General features: G+C 71.6%; 14 protein-coding genes and 1 riboswitch. Of the genes, 11 read left to right on the plus strand and 3 right to left on the minus strand.

Annotated elements, in window-relative coordinates:
* The first annotated feature begins 146 nt into the window (after window positions 1–146).
* The 4 genes from OG933_RS06345 to OG933_RS06360 all read left to right on the plus strand — a co-directional run bounded on the left by OG933_RS06345 (window position 147) and on the right by OG933_RS06360 (window position 4,387).
* Window positions 147–896 carry a DUF4232 domain-containing protein gene (locus tag OG933_RS06345; protein ID WP_405625809.1) on the plus strand — a complete coding sequence of 250 codons (750 nt, stop codon included), beginning with the start codon at window positions 147–149 and terminating at the stop codon, window positions 894–896.
* A gap of 135 nt (window positions 897–1,031) precedes the next feature.
* Entirely contained in the window at window positions 1,032–2,231 is a 1,200-nt protein-coding gene (locus OG933_RS06350; RefSeq protein WP_362519422.1) for a sensor histidine kinase, read from the plus strand.
* Between the two features lie 23 nt (window positions 2,232–2,254).
* Window positions 2,255–2,926 carry a response regulator gene (locus OG933_RS06355; RefSeq protein WP_405625811.1) on the plus strand — a complete coding sequence of 224 codons (672 nt, stop codon included), beginning with the start codon at window positions 2,255–2,257 and terminating at the stop codon, window positions 2,924–2,926.
* 93 nt (window positions 2,927–3,019) lie between these two features.
* Window positions 3,020–4,387 carry a M1 family metallopeptidase gene (locus OG933_RS06360; protein WP_405625813.1) on the plus strand — a complete coding sequence of 456 codons (1,368 nt, stop codon included), beginning with the start codon at window positions 3,020–3,022 and terminating at the stop codon, window positions 4,385–4,387.
* A 71-nt stretch (window positions 4,388–4,458) separates the two neighbouring features.
* On the opposite strand, the gene OG933_RS06365 is transcribed toward OG933_RS06360, so the two are convergent.
* Complete coding sequence (locus OG933_RS06365; RefSeq protein WP_362519414.1) at window positions 4,459–4,908, minus strand: ATP-binding protein; 450 nt, start codon at window positions 4,906–4,908, stop codon at window positions 4,459–4,461.
* 172 nt (window positions 4,909–5,080) lie between these two features.
* On the opposite strand from OG933_RS06365, the gene OG933_RS06370 reads away from it, so the two are divergent.
* On the plus strand, window positions 5,081–5,449 hold the full coding sequence (locus tag OG933_RS06370; protein WP_362519411.1) for an STAS domain-containing protein: 369 nt from the start codon (window positions 5,081–5,083) through the stop codon (window positions 5,447–5,449).
* Window positions 5,450–5,519: 70 nt separating this feature from the next.
* A complete protein-coding gene (locus tag OG933_RS06375) occupies window positions 5,520–6,008 on the plus strand; it encodes a nuclear transport factor 2 family protein (RefSeq protein ID WP_405625814.1) in 489 nt (162 codons plus the stop codon).
* Between the two features lie 33 nt (window positions 6,009–6,041).
* Here the strand turns inward: OG933_RS06375 and OG933_RS06380 are convergent, their stop codons facing one another.
* Complete coding sequence (locus tag OG933_RS06380; RefSeq protein WP_362519405.1) at window positions 6,042–6,311, minus strand: hypothetical protein; 270 nt, start codon at window positions 6,309–6,311, stop codon at window positions 6,042–6,044.
* Window positions 6,312–6,684: 373 nt separating this feature from the next.
* A riboswitch (cobalamin riboswitch) is annotated at window positions 6,685–6,917 on the plus strand.
* A 164-nt stretch (window positions 6,918–7,081) separates the two neighbouring features.
* On the opposite strand from OG933_RS06380, the gene metE reads away from it, so the two are divergent.
* Both metE and OG933_RS06390 read left to right on the plus strand, forming a co-directional pair.
* Window positions 7,082–9,400 carry a 5-methyltetrahydropteroyltriglutamate--homocysteine S-methyltransferase gene (metE, locus tag OG933_RS06385; RefSeq protein ID WP_405625816.1) on the plus strand — a complete coding sequence of 773 codons (2,319 nt, stop codon included), beginning with the start codon at window positions 7,082–7,084 and terminating at the stop codon, window positions 9,398–9,400.
* Window positions 9,401–9,773: 373 nt separating this feature from the next.
* A complete protein-coding gene (locus OG933_RS06390) occupies window positions 9,774–10,340 on the plus strand; it encodes a universal stress protein (protein WP_362519400.1) in 567 nt (188 codons plus the stop codon).
* A 41-nt stretch (window positions 10,341–10,381) separates the two neighbouring features.
* Here OG933_RS06390 and OG933_RS06395 read toward each other — a convergent pair whose 3' ends face one another.
* A complete protein-coding gene (locus OG933_RS06395; protein WP_405633261.1) occupies window positions 10,382–11,239 on the minus strand; it encodes a helix-turn-helix transcriptional regulator in 858 nt (285 codons plus the stop codon).
* A 133-nt stretch (window positions 11,240–11,372) separates the two neighbouring features.
* On the opposite strand from OG933_RS06395, the gene OG933_RS06400 reads away from it, so the two are divergent.
* From OG933_RS06400 to OG933_RS06410, 3 genes are read left to right on the plus strand one after another with little or no spacing between them, the layout of a single operon-like run.
* Entirely contained in the window at window positions 11,373–11,501 is a 129-nt protein-coding gene (locus OG933_RS06400; RefSeq protein ID WP_362519398.1) for a hypothetical protein, read from the plus strand.
* On the plus strand, window positions 11,498–13,444 hold the full coding sequence (locus tag OG933_RS06405) for a glycoside hydrolase family 9 protein (RefSeq protein ID WP_405625819.1): 1,947 nt from the start codon (window positions 11,498–11,500) through the stop codon (window positions 13,442–13,444). The genes OG933_RS06400 and OG933_RS06405 overlap by 4 nt, the downstream gene beginning before the upstream one ends.
* A gap of 52 nt (window positions 13,445–13,496) precedes the next feature.
* Window positions 13,497–13,832, plus strand: coding sequence for a hypothetical protein (locus tag OG933_RS06410; RefSeq protein ID WP_362519392.1), 336 nt, complete (start codon window positions 13,497–13,499; stop codon window positions 13,830–13,832).
* Window positions 13,833–13,876 lie beyond the last annotated feature (44 nt).

A 13,876-nucleotide genomic window follows, 5' to 3' on the forward strand; every position in this document is an offset into this window, starting at 1 on the left:
CCGCTCGACGCCGGAAGTTGACGGAGATGCCGACTCTCTGCCGGACGCCGTCGGAACCCGGTTCTCCTAGCCTCGGCATCACCGGGACGACGTTTCGGCGGACCGGAGTCGAGAACGGCCGGCACGGCCGGCCACGGGGGAACACCATGAACGCTGTTGTCTGCAAGAACCGCAGGACGCCCAGGAGCCCCAAGGGCTGGAAGACCTGCGCCGCCGGCGTCGCGGCGATCGGCGCGCTGCTCGCGTCCACCGCCTGCGAGCCGGGTGAGGCCGGCGGCGCGGGCTCCACCGCCTCGGACCGGCCGAGCGCGACCGGCCCGACGGAGCCGGGTGCGACAGGCTCGCCCGGCTCGACGGGTTCGGCCACACCGAGCGGCGGTTCGGGTGCCACCGCTGGCGACAGCACGGGGGGCGCCACCGGTGGCGGGAGCGGGGGCGGCAGCGGTGCCGTCCCCGCCTGCGCCGCGGCGGACCTCTCGTTCGGCACCACGCTCGAGGACGGGAAGGGCGAGGTCCCCAAGCATCTCCTCATCACCGTCACCAACGCGGGCGACAAGAAGTGCAGCGTCTTCCACTACCCGCACCTCTTCCTCGGTGAGTACGCCGAGGCCCGGTATCCGATCGACGTGTACGAGGACAGCGACCCGAAGGCGGGGCCCGTCACGCTCGCTCCGGGTGACGAGGCGTACGCGGCGCTGCTCGCCTCCGGTGTCCCCATGGACCAGTACGAGACGAACACGATCACCCTCCTCCTCCACGGCCGCGAGCTCGGCAGCGACGGGAGCAAGCCGATCGGCGTCGATCTGCCCCGCACGGTGGCGTTCGACGACGGTGCCCGCGTCACCTACTGGACGACCGCTTCCGGCTACGCCCTGGACTTCATCATGTCCTCCTGACCGACCTCGACCGGGACCGGCTCCCGTCACCGGCCTTCGCCCGCCCTGCCGGGAACGTCCTCCGGCAGGGCAGGCGGTCCCCGGCAACTCCTGTAGGAGGCGGATCAGTTGAGAACCGTCGTCTACCATGTCCGGATGCCCGCGACGGAGGCCTTCCGGCCGCGCCCGGCCAACGTCGCCCTCGCCGTCGGTTTCGCCCTCGCGGGCTGCCTGGCCGGCGCCTTCTACCATCCGGCGCCCTGGCGGCCGTTCGACCTGTGGGCGCATCTGCTCACCTTGCTGATCGCCCTGGCACTCGCACTGCGGGAGAACCGGCCGTTCGGCGTGCTCGTGGTCACGGCGGCGGGCTTCGCCGGATATCTGCTGCTCGGCTATCAGCCCTCGCTCAACTTCTGGGTTCCGGCGGTCGCGTTCATCTCCGTCGCCGCCCGGGAAGGGCGCGCCCGCATCGGGGGCGGTACCGCGCTGCTCGCGGCGGTCATCGCCCTCAGCGGGGTGTGCGGCCGGCTGCCCTGGCCCGTCGTGGCCGTGCAGGCCCTGATCGTGCCGGCCGTCGCCTGCACCGTCGGGCTCACCCAGCGCCGGCTCGCCGAACGCAACGCCGAGTTGCGGCGACTGACCGCCCTGCTCGATCAGCAGCAGCGCCGGGAGGCCCGCCGGGCCGTCCTCGACGAGCGCTTCCGCATCGCGCGCGAGCTGCACGACACGATCTCGCAGCACATGACGATCGTCACCCTTCAGGCCGGGCTGGCCGAGTACGTGTTCTTCACCGATCCGCCCTCCGCCCGCAAGGCGCTCGGTACCGCCGCCGCGGCCGGACGGGAGTCGCTGGAGGAGCTCCGCCGCCTCCTGGTCGTACTGCGCACCTACGATCTCGGCGACCCTTCCGGCCCGGAGAATCCGGCCGACCCGGTCCCCGACGACCTCCTGGCCGGCGTCGGCCGCATTCCTGAGCTCGCCGAGCGGCTGGAGGCGGCCGGCCTGCACGTCGAGGTCCGGTTCGCGGGAGAGCGCAGGCCCCTGCACCCGGGAGTCGAACTGTGCGCGTACCGCGTCGTCCAGGAGGCCCTCACCAACGTCGTGAAGCACTCCGGGTCGGCCACGGCCGAAGTGACCGTCCGATACCTGGACGACGAACTGCAAGTCACTGTTCTCGACCGGGGTGGCCCACTTTCGGCCACATCCACCGCCGGGTCCGGACACGGCTTGATCGGCATGCGGGAACGGGCCAAGATTTGGCACGGCTCGCTGACAGCCGGTACGCGCCCGGAGGGTGGATTCCAGGTACGACTCGGTCTTCCCCTGGGGCAGACCGCGACGGCGGCCGATCCGTGACGTGAGCATCTCCGAGGAGCGCTGTGGCCCGCATCCTGGTCGTGGACGATCAGCACCTCATCCGCTCCGGCATCGTCACGCTGCTGCGCACGGTGGAAGGGCTCGGCTTGGTCGTGGAGGCATCGGACGGCGTGGAGGCCGTCGCCGCGGCACGCGAGCACCGCCCGGATCTGATCCTGATGGACATCAAGATGCCCCGGCTCAGCGGGCTCGCGGCCGCGGAGCGCATTCTCGCCCTCGGTCTCGACCCGGCTCCGCGCATCGTCGTCCTCACCACCTTCGACGACGACGAGTTCGTCTACGCGGCCCTGCGCGCCGGATGCAGCGGCTTCCTGCTGAAGGACATGCCGCCGCAACAGCTGCTCAGCGCCGTCACGGCGACCCTCTCCGCCGACCTGCTGGTGGCTCCGGCCCACGTCCGGCGGCTCATCGAGCGGCACGCCGTCCACGCGCAGCAGTCCCAGGCCGAGGCCGCGTCGACGAGCATGCTCACGGGCCGCGAGGTCGAGGTGCTCGGGTACGTCGCCCAGGGTCTCGGCAACGAGGAGATCGCCGAGCACATGAGTGTCAGCGAGTCCACCGTCAAGACACACCTGCACCGGGTGATGACCAAGCTCGATCTGCACAGCCGCGCCCAGGCGGTGGTGTTCGCCTACGAGACGGGCATCGCGCAGGTCGGCGGGGAGCGTCGGTGAGCCCGCCGACGAACCGTCCGTCCAACTCAGCGCCATAGTTCGGGTGTTGTGGCAGTATCGGCTGGCATGTCGCCGTTGGCCGTGTGGTCGCCCATGCCCGTTCGTCGTCTGTTCGTCGTGCTGCTCGTGCTGCTCACGGCGGCCGGCGCCGGTGTGCACGAGGCCGCCGCGGCAGCCGGGCCGGGGGTGTCCGGGGCCGCGGCGACGCCCGATCGCGCGCGCTACGACGTGACCCTGCGCTCCGACGCCGACGGCAGCCACTGGACCGGACGGCAGCGGGTGTCGTTCCGCAACGCGTCCGACCGGCCGCTGCGTGAGGTGTACCTGCGGTTGTGGGGCAACGGCGAGGACACGTGCGGCACACCCGGCGCGCCGGCCCCCGTCGTCGTGTCGAGCGTGGCGGGAGGCACGCCGGGACTTCCCGCCGTGGAGTGCACGGCCCTGCGCATCGCCCTGCCGAAGCCGCTCGCGCGCGGCGCGCGGACGGCCGTCGCCTTCGATGTCTCCATCACGGTGCCCGAACGCAATGCCCGCTTCGGCCGCGAAGGCGCCTACCGCTTTCTCGGCAACGCGTTGCCGGTGCTCGCCGTCCACGACGCGAAGGGGTGGCACCTCGACCCGTACGTGGCGCTCGGTGAGAGCTTCTACGCCCTGACGAGCGACTTCCGCGTCCGTCTCGACCACCCGTCGGCCCTGAAGGTGCCGACGACCGGTCACACCCGCACGCTCCCCGGCGTCCCCGGCCGTACGGTCACCGTCGCTGTCGCGGACCGGGTGCGGGACTTCGCGTGGGCCGCGGGCCCGTTCCGCACGGCGGCGCAGACCACGCCCGGGGGCGTGCGCGTGAAGTCGTACTGGGCGGCCGACACCCCCGCCGCGGGAGTACGCCTCACCCGCGCGGACGCCGTCGCCGCGATCGACCGGTTCGGCCGGGAGTTCGGCCGCTATCCGTACGGCGAGATCGACCTCGTGATGACCCCCGGGTTCGGCGGCGGCATGGAGTACCCCGGCCTCGTCCTCCTCGGCACCACCGAGGAAGGCGGCGCCGTCGTCCACGAGCTGGCGCACCAGTGGTGGTACGGCATCGTCGGCAACGACGAGTACACCTCACCGTGGCTGGACGAGAGCTTCGCCCAGTACGCCAACGCCCGTTTCTACGGCTGGGAGACCGGCGACTGCTGGTCCGACGTCTACTGGCCCGACGACAGCGCCGCGCTGACCTCCTCGATGGCCTACTGGTCGCAGCACCGCGGCACGTACCACCTCGTCTACACGGCCGGGCCCTGCGCCCTGGCCGACCTGGAACGCGTCCTCGGCGCCGACACCATGGCACGGCTCCTGGAGCGGTACGCCCGGGACCACTGGTACGGCGTCTCCACCACCGCCGACTTCAAGAAGGCCGCCCAGTCCATGACGGACGAGGACCTGCGCCCCTTCTGGGAGACCCACCGCATCCGGTGACGGTGCAACGACCGCTGAGCGGAGGGGACTTACCGCCGCGCCCGGTGCGGGTGGTGCTGGTGCGGGGTGGGTCAGCGAGGGCCGTCGAGGGCGATGCGGGCGGTGATGCGTTTGCCGACCGGGTCCTGCTCGACGAAGAGGTCTTCCGTCACGGCCTTGACGATCTCCAGGCCGTGCTGGCCGATCCGGCCGGGATCGCTCGCCCGCGCTGCGGGCACCGTCGGGTCGCTGTCCCACACGACGACTTCCACCGCGTGGGCCGTGAGGCGCAGTTCCATCAGCACGGGGCCGGGGGCGTATTTGCGGGCGTTGGTGACCAGCTCGCTCACCACCAGCTGCGTGAGGTCGCGCGCGCGGGCGGGATCGGGCAGGCGATGGTGGTCATGGGCCTGGTCGAGGAAGTCGACGGCATGGTGGCGGGCGTCCGCGATGCTGCCGTCGTCCGCGCCCAGGGAGTAGCCGGCGCGCATCAGGTGGCCGTCCAGCCCGGTACGGCCGTCGCCTCCGGCGTGGGATTCCACGTGTCCTCGCCCTCACTCCCCCGGTCACGTGCGCCGGTACCCGCGATCGCGCCATGCATGCCACGGGATGCCGCTCGGCACGGCCGCCCGGCTGCGTCCCGCCGCGGTGGTGGGCAGAATCTTCCGCGCACGCCCTCACCCGGGGGCCAGCCTAGACGCAGTCGAGGAGACGGTGACCGACATCGGGAAAGCGGACCGGCCGAGGAGCCTGTCCGTCGAACAGCGCGTGGTCGACGGGGTCCGCGTCGTGACCGTGCGGGGCGAGATCGACCACGACGTCAAGGACGTCCTCGGCGAAGCCCTGTTCCGCGCGGACGGAGCGGTGCCGCCCCCGCGGGTCGTGGCAGACCTCGGCGGCGTGACCTTCATGGACTCCAGCGGCATCAACGTCTTCCTCGCCGCCCACCGGCAGGTGAGCGGCGCGCGGGGCTGGTTGCGCATCGCCGCCGCGCAGGAGCCCGTCCTGCAGGTCCTGCGACTGGTCGGCGTCGACGCCCTCGTCTCCTGTCACGCCACCACCGAGCAGGCCCTGAACCCCTGAGGCCGATGCGCTCCGACCCGACGTGCTCCGGCCTTGACCTCAAGTGCGGTCGAGGGCCGACGCTTCAGCCATGACCACTACGACCACGCAGACGGATCACACCGAGATCAGCATGCTCGTCAGCCGATTCTTCCGAGCTCTGGACGAGCGGAAGTTCGAGGGCGACTGGGCCCGTGGCTATGTCACCGACGACGTCCGGACGACGACCCCGATCGGCGCGGCCGACGGCGTCGAAGCGATGGCACACGCCAGGAAGGCACTCGAGAGGTACGCCCGCACCCAGCACATCACCTCCGACCTCGTGATCGACGTCGAACCGGCCTCGGGGAGGGCCACGGCGTCCTGGAACGCGTTGATGACGCACGTTCACCACGACACCACGCTTCGGCAGCGCGGCGAGGACGCCGACCCTCTCTTCACGGTGGGCGGCTACTGGGAGGCCGAACTGCGGCGCGAGCGCGAGGGCTGGCGCATCAGCCGTATGTCCGTCCAGGCGTTGTGGACCACAGGTCAGCCGCCCGAGCTGGACCCGGAGATCCGGCCGGCACCGGTTGCGTGACGCACCGCTGCGGTCGGCCCGCGGTGCGCGCGGCTACTGCTCCGTGGGCGTGGATCCGGGCCGGAAGGCATCAGCGAGGACCGCGTACCTGGTGGCGGTCTCCAGGTGCTCGTCATTGCGGCGGCGCAGGTGTTCGTACGACGCGAGCCAGTACCGGGCCTGATGCAGACAGTGGGCCCTGACCTGCTCGTCGTTCATGCCGTGGATCTCGAGCCCGGCCAACGGCGGAAGGATGTGCGCCGGTTCGGGCTGCCCGGAGGGCTCGGATTCGGGACTGCGGTTCCAGGGACGGTCCTTGGACATGGTCATCCTCGCTTACGTGGAAGTGAAAGTGGAATCGAAGAGGGAGAGGACACGGACGGGGAGGCGGAGACGGCGCAGCCACGCCGAGCCGGGCTTGCGGGAAGGAAGCCAACGGTAGCGGCAGCGGGGAGGACGCCTCCTGCCTGACCGCCCGACCGGAACGCAGTACCGGATACGGCACGAGGTGGGCGGGGCCGATCTCGCAGCCGAGTCACCTCGTCCGGCACGCGGAGACCACGTGGTGGCTGAAGGCGGGGAGGAAGCGCGACTACGGCGTTTCCCGCCCTCGGCGCATTCCAAGCATGCCGTACGCGTGTTCCACCTCACCAGCCGAATGGCCGAGGTGATCCACCGCGCCGGAGGACCGCCCCGTAGGCTGGCCGGTGCAGCTGGTTCGCCCCGTCCGCCAGGCGGGATGCGTCGCAAGAGGGAACCCGGTGGAAATCCGGGACTGCCCCGCAGCGGTGAACGGGAACGACCGCCGTCATACGCACTGGACCCACGAACAGGGTCTGGGAAGCGACGGCCAGTAGGTGTCTCGTACGCACTCCGTACGACGAGACGTGCCCGTGAGTCCGAAGACCTGCCCGTTGCCCGCGCACGAAAGGACTCGTGCGCGGAAATCCCGGTGACCTCGTGGGCGGGTCGGCGTACATATCAGGCGAACGACCGCGCCGCGCCGCGCGGGATCGGTCCGCCCGGTTCGTCACCCCTTCGCGCTCGCGTCCCGTCCCGGGATCCCAGGGAGATATCTCGCGAAGGAGATTTCCGTGACAGCGAAGTCCGCAGCCGCGGCAGCTCGGGCCACCGTGTACGGCTACCCCCGTCAGGGCCCGAACCGGGAACTGAAGAAGGCCGTCGAGGGCTACTGGAAGGGCCGCGTCACCGCCGACACCCTCCGGACCACCGCCGCCGAACTGCGCACCGCCAACTGGCGGCAGCTCGCCGACGCCGGCATCCACGAGGTCCCGACCGGCGACTTCTCGTACTACGACCACGTCCTGGACACCACCGTCATGGTCGGCGCGGTCCCCGCCCGCCACCGCGACGCCGTCGACACCGATCCGCTCGACGGCTACTTCGCCATGGCACGCGGCACCCAGGATGTCGCGCCGCTCGAGATGACCAAGTGGTTCGACACCAACTACCACTATCTGGTGCCCGAGTTGGGCCCGGACACCGTCTTCACGGCCGATCCGGCCAAGCAGGTCGCCGAGCTCGGGGAGGCCCTCGCCCTCGGGTTGAGCGCCCGCCCGGTACTGGTCGGCCCGGTCACCTACCTGCTGCTCGCCAAGCCCGCCCCGGGCGTGCCCGCGGACTTCGAGCCGCTCACCCTGCTGGACCGGCTGCTGCCGGTGTACGCCGAGGTCCTCGCCGACCTGCGCGCAGCCGGCGCCGAGTGGGTACAGCTGGACGAGCCCGCCCTCGTGCAGGACCGCACCCCGGCCGAACTGGACGCCGCCGCCCGCGCCTACCGCGCTCTCGGCTCCCTGACCGACCGGCCCAAGCTCCTGGTCGCCTCCTACTTCGACCGGCTCGGCGACGCCCTGCCGGTCCTGGCCAAGGCCCCTGTCGACGGACTCGCCCTCGACTTCACCGACGCCGCGGCCGCCAACCTCGACGCCCTCGCGGCCGTGGGCGGTCTGCCCGGCAAGCGGCTGGTCGCCGGTGTCGTCAACGGCCGCAACGTCTGGATCAACGATCTGGAGAAGTCCCTCGCCACCCTCGGCACCCTGCTCGGGCTGGCCGACCGGGTCGACGTGGCCGCCTCCTGCTCGCTGCTCCACGTGCCCCTCGACACGGCCCTGGAGCGGGACATCGAGCCGCAGATCCGGCGCTGGCTGGCCTTCGCCCGCCAGAAGACCGTCGAAGTCGTCACCCTCGCCAGGGGCCTGGCCCTCGGCACCGACGCGATCACCGGCGAACTGGCCGCGAACCGGGCCGACCTGGCCGCCCGGGCCACCTCCCCCCTCACCCACGACCCGGCCGTCCGCGCCCGCGCCGCCGCCGTCAGGGACACCGACGCCCGCCGCTCCCAGCCGTACGCGGAGCGGGCCGCGGCCCAGCGCGCCCACCTCCGCCTGCCGATCCTGCCGACCACCACCATCGGATCCTTCCCGCAGACCGGCGAACTGCGCACCGCCCGCGCCGACCTGCGCACCGGCCGGATCGACACCGCCGGCTACGAGGAGCGCATCAGGGCCGAGATCCAGGACGTCGTCTCCTTCCAGGAGAAGGCGGGCCTGGACGTCCTCGTGCACGGCGAGCCCGAACGCAACGACATGGTGCAGTACTTCGCCGAGCAGCTCACCGGGTACCTGGCCACGGAGCAAGGCTGGGTGCAGTCGTACGGCACCCGTTACGTCCGCCCGCCGATCCTGGCCGGCGACATCTCCCGCCCCGAACCGATGACCGTGCGCTGGACGACGTACGCCCAGTCCCTCACCGACCGCCCGGTCAAGGGCATGCTCACCGGCCCCGTCACCATGCTGGCCTGGTCCTTCGTCCGCGACGACCAGCCCCTCGGCGACACCGCCCGCCAGGTCGCCCTCGCCCTGCGCGACGAGGTCGACGATCTGGAGGCGGGCGGGACTTCGGTGATCCAGGTGGACGAACCCGCGCTGCGCGAGACCCTGCCGCTGCGGACCGTCGACCGCCCGGCCTACCTGGCCTGGGCCACCGAGGCGTTCCGGCTCAGCACCGGCGCAGTGCGTCCGGACACGCAGATCCACACCCACATGTGCTACGCCGAGTTCGGCGACATCGTCCAGGCCATCGACGATCTCGACGCCGACGTCATCAGCCTCGAAGCCGCCCGCTCGCACATGCAGGTGGCCCGTGAACTCGCCGCGCACGGCTACCCGCGCGAGGCCGGGCCGGGTGTCTACGACATCCACTCCCCCCGCGTCCCGAGCACCGAGGAGGCCGCCGAGCTGCTCCGTACCGGGCTCAGGGCCATTCCCGCCGAGCGGCTCTGGGTCAACCCCGACTGCGGCCTGAAGACCCGCGGCTGGCCCGAGACCCGGGCCTCGCTGGAGAACCTGGTCGCCGCCGCCCGCGCCGTGCGCGAGGAACTCTCCGCGTCCTGACGGCAGGCCGCGCGGCCGAGCGGGCCGGGGGAGGAAGCAGTCGTCGTCCTCCCCCGGCCCCCGGCCCCGGCATCGGCATCGGCATCGGCAGGGCGGGAGCGCTCTTCCCGAGATCGGCCCGGCCACCCTGGCGGCGGAACTGTACGCCGCGCGCAGCGGGGCCGCCGACTACATCCGCACCCACGATGTCGCCGCCCTCCGCGACGCGCTCACCGTTTTCGAAGCCCTGGAACTGGCCAAGGAGGGTGGGTGGTGACGGAGGGAAAGGGAGCACGGGCTGTTCGGAGCCTTGCAGGGTAGGTGGGGTGGAAGCGGTTTTGCGGAAGGTCGCCGCCCGGAGGGACCGGCCGGCGCACGCAGAACGGAGGATGCGATGTCCGAGTCACGCCCGTCCTCGGCCGGCCGTGTCGTCGTGGGGGTGAGCGGCTCGCTGGGGAGTCTCACCGCCCTGGTCCGGGCCGCCGACGAGGCGCGGCGCCGGGGTGCCGAGCTCTGGCCGGTGCTGGCCTGGGAGCCGCCGGGCGGGGAGCTCGCCGCCCGCAGGACGACGGCCGCGGCCGTTCTGGTCGAGGACTGGGAGCGGCTGGCGCGTGAGCGGCTGCTCGGTGCCCTGCGTGAGGTGTTCGGCGGTGACGGCCAGGGTTTGCGTACCCGCCCCCTCATCGCGCGCGGCACCCCGGGTCCGGCGCTGGTCGGCACCGCCGACCGGGAGGGCGACCTCCTCGTGGTCGGCGCCGGACGGCGTGGCCTGCTGCACCGTGCGCTGTGGCCGTCGACCAGCCGTTACTGCCTCGCCCATGCCGGCTGCCCGGTCCTGGCGGTGCCGCCGTCACCTCTTGAGGCCACCCTCGCGGCTGCGCAACGCCGGAACGCGTGGCGGCTGCGACTGGACACCGGGCATGTGGCGAGGGAGTTCGAAACCGTGCCGCCCGACGCCTGAGGGGATCGAGTCGTTGGGCGCCTCCCCCATGAAGGCCGTCGTTACTGCTCGTTGACCGCGCGGTCGGCCGCGGGCGCGGCTGCCTGGGCCTGTTCCGGCCGGGTGGCCAGGGACGACCTCAGCGTCTCGAAGGCGGCAGCCGTCGGGCCCGCCGGTTCTGCTTGGTAGACCACCAGTTGCTGGTGCGGGGCCCCGTTGACGGTGAAAGCCGCGAATTCGATGTACAGGTCCCCGACCTGGGGGTGTTTGAGCTGCTTGCATTCCTGGGACTTGCTCTTGACCTCGTGCAGCCGCCAGATCGCGGCGAACTCGTCGCTCTGTGCGGACAGTTCCGCCACGACTTCGGCGATACGGGCCGATGCCGGGTCATGGCCGTGGGCGGCCCTGATCTCGGCGACACAGGAGTGGGCGGCTCGCTCCCATTCCTGGTAGAAATCGCGTCCTGCCGGGTCGACGAACACCATCCGGGCGAGGTTGTCGAACCGGTCGAACCCGCTGTGCAGCGCCGTGGCGAGGGAGTTGGCCGCCATGATGTCGAGGGCCGGGCCGACGACGAAGGCCGGAGTGTGCTCCCATCCGTCCATCAGCCGCAGCAACTGCCCGCTGACGTCCGTCTCGCCCCGGTCGCGCGGGCGTTGCGAGGGGGTGAGACAGAGGCGGTTGAGATGGTCGGTGGCTTCCGCGTCCAGTCTCAGCGCCTGCGCCACGGCATCGAGGACCTGCGGGGACGGGCTGTTCTCGCGCCCCTGTTCCAGCCTGATGTAGTAGTCGGAGCTGACGCCGGCGAGCAGCGCGACTTCCTCTCTGCGCAGTCCCGGCACCCTGCGTCGCCCGTATGCGGGAAGACCGACGTCGTGTGGCTTCAAGGCTTCTCGGCGGGCTCTGAGGAAATCGCCCAAAGGCGTCCCATTGGTCACACGGAAAGACTAGACGGCTTGCTGCCGACGAGAGGTACCGGTCGCGCAATGTAGTGCCGGGTACCGAGTTCTTCACACAGGGTGATCGGCATGCACACCGTCTAAGCTCCGGAGCATGGACGTATGGATCTTGGAGGACGAACCCGAGCCGGGGACGGTCGTCGCTGCTCAGCTGCGGGGCGCGGGGTTCGCGACGGCCCCCGCGCGGACCATGGCCGTCGCGGATCTCAAGATGGGCGCATGAACACTCTGCGCAAGCCCCGGCTGCTGGTCGGCACCGCCGCGGGACTCGGCACCCTGCTCCTCGCCGCGACCCTGCACGGCCTGCCCTTCGGCGACGACAACGGGCCTGCCTCGACCGAGGTGGCCATCCGGGTCGACCAGGTCGGCTACGTACGGGGCGAGGCGAAGCAGGCCTACGTCATGGGGCCCTCGGCGGCCCTCGCCGGAGCGCGCTTCAAGGTCGTCGACGCCGAGGGCGACGTCGTCACGGCGGGGCGGCTCGGTGCCTCCACCGGCCGCTGGAACACCAAGTACCCGTCGGTGCGTACCGTCGACCTCTCCACGCTCGACACCCCCGGCACCTACCGCATCGTCCTGACCGGCACCGCGGCCGGCCGCTCGCCCGCGTTCCGGATCGCGGGTGCCCGCGAGCTGATGACCCCGCTCGTCCGGGACAACGTCCGCTTCCTGCAGGCACAGCGCGACGGAGCCGACGTGCTGCCCGGCGCCCTGCGGCGCGGCCCTTCACATCTGGCCGACCAGGACGCGACCGTCTACGCCGACCCGGACTACGACGAGGAGGGCAACGAGCTGCTCGACGAGCAGCTGACCCCGACCGGCGACCGGGTCGATGTCTCGGGCGGCTGGTTCGACGCGGGGGACTTCCTCAAGTTCACCGGCACCACCTCCTACTCGGTCGCCGAACTCCTGCTGGCCCAGCGCGACTTGCCCGGCCTGACCGAGTTGTCCGCCGAGGCCTCGCACGGGCTGGCCTGGCTGGACAGGATGTGGGACGAGGACAGCGAGACGCTCTACGCGCAGGTCGGCATCGGCGCGGGCAACGACGCCGTAGTGACGGACCACGACGTGTGGCGGCTGCCGGAGGCCGACGACCGGCTCGACGTGTCCCCCGGTGACCCGGACTACACGATCAAGCACCGGCCGGTCTTCCGCGCGGCCGCACCGGGCGAGCCGATCAGCCCCAATCTGGCGGGACGGGTGGCCGCGGCCTTCGCCCTCGCCGCACAGCGCACCGCCGCCACGGAGCCGGAGGAGGCCCGGGACTGGCTGGACAAGGCGGCCGCCGTGTACGACCTGGCCGACGCCGACCACGAACCCGACGAGCAGCTCGTCACCGCGTTCCCGGGCGCCTTCTATCCCGAGGACTCATGGCAGGACGACATGGAGTTCGGCGGCACCGAACTGGCCCTGGCCGCACGGGAACTCGGGGACGACCGGGAGAGCGACTGGGCCGACGCCGCCGCCGGATGGGCCGGGGACTACCTGGAATCCGACGTCAAGGGCACGCTCAACGTCGCGGACGTCAGCGCCCTGGCCCACGTCGACCTGGCCACGGTGCTGGACGGCACCCGGACGAACGGCATCGGGGCCGAGGAGCTGTACGCGGACCTGCGCCGCCAGTTGGACGACGGTGTCGCCCGCGCCGGGCACGACCCGTTCGGAGCCGGCGCCGTCTACGACGACTTCGACGCCGTACCGCACACCTTCGGGCTGGTGGCCACCGCCCGCCTGTACGCCAAGGCCACCGGGGACACCCGTTACGCGGCCTTCGCCGGCCGGCAGCGAGGCTGGGCCCTCGGCGCCAACGCCTGGGGAACCAGCTTCGTGATCGGTGCCGGTGAGGTATACCCGCACTGCCCGGAACACCAGCTCGCCAACCTCCGGGGCAGCCGTGACGGAACGGGCGCCATCCTGCGGGGCGCCGTGGTCAACGGCCCCAACGCCGCTTCGAGGCTGGAGGAGTTGAACGGCTTTCCGACCATGAGGAAGTGCACGGCCGCCCCGCCGAGCGGAGCATGGACCGACTTCGACGGGAAGGGCGCACGGTACGTCGACGACGTGGGCGCCTGGCAGACGGTGGAGCCCGCACTGGACTTCACCACGACGGCACTGCTGGCCTTCGCCCTGACCGCACAGGGCGGCAGCGAACAACCGAGCCTCTGAGCCTGCTCAAGTCGCTTGGCACGCACGGAACATGACCGTCAGGCTGCTGCCCATGACAGGAATCACGGGACTGAGCAAGAAGAACAACTTCGTGCTGGCCATCCGGGACGCGGACCTGGTCGCGGCGGCTCTGCGTCGGGCGCTGGCCGAGGCCTCGCCGCAGGAGCGCCCGGGCCTGGAACGCGCCGCCGCACTCGTCGAGTCCACCGCCGCCGCCACCGAAACCCAGCTGCGTGCCCGCTGGGTCCGCTCCCGGCTGGCCGCCGTCGGTTTCACGGGCGACATCGCCTCGGTCGCGGCGGTGAAGGCGCTGCGCCAGGCGGAACGGAAGCTGAGCCTGCTGGCCGCGGTGCAACTGCAGAAGGACGCGGTGGCCCATCCGGAGTGATCCGGGGTGATCCGGAGTGATCCGGGGTGATCCGGGGTGATCCG

This window comes from Streptomyces sp. NBC_00016 (genome assembly GCF_045040885.1).
Lineage (GTDB): Bacteria > Actinomycetota > Actinomycetes > Streptomycetales > Streptomycetaceae > Streptomyces > Streptomyces coriariae.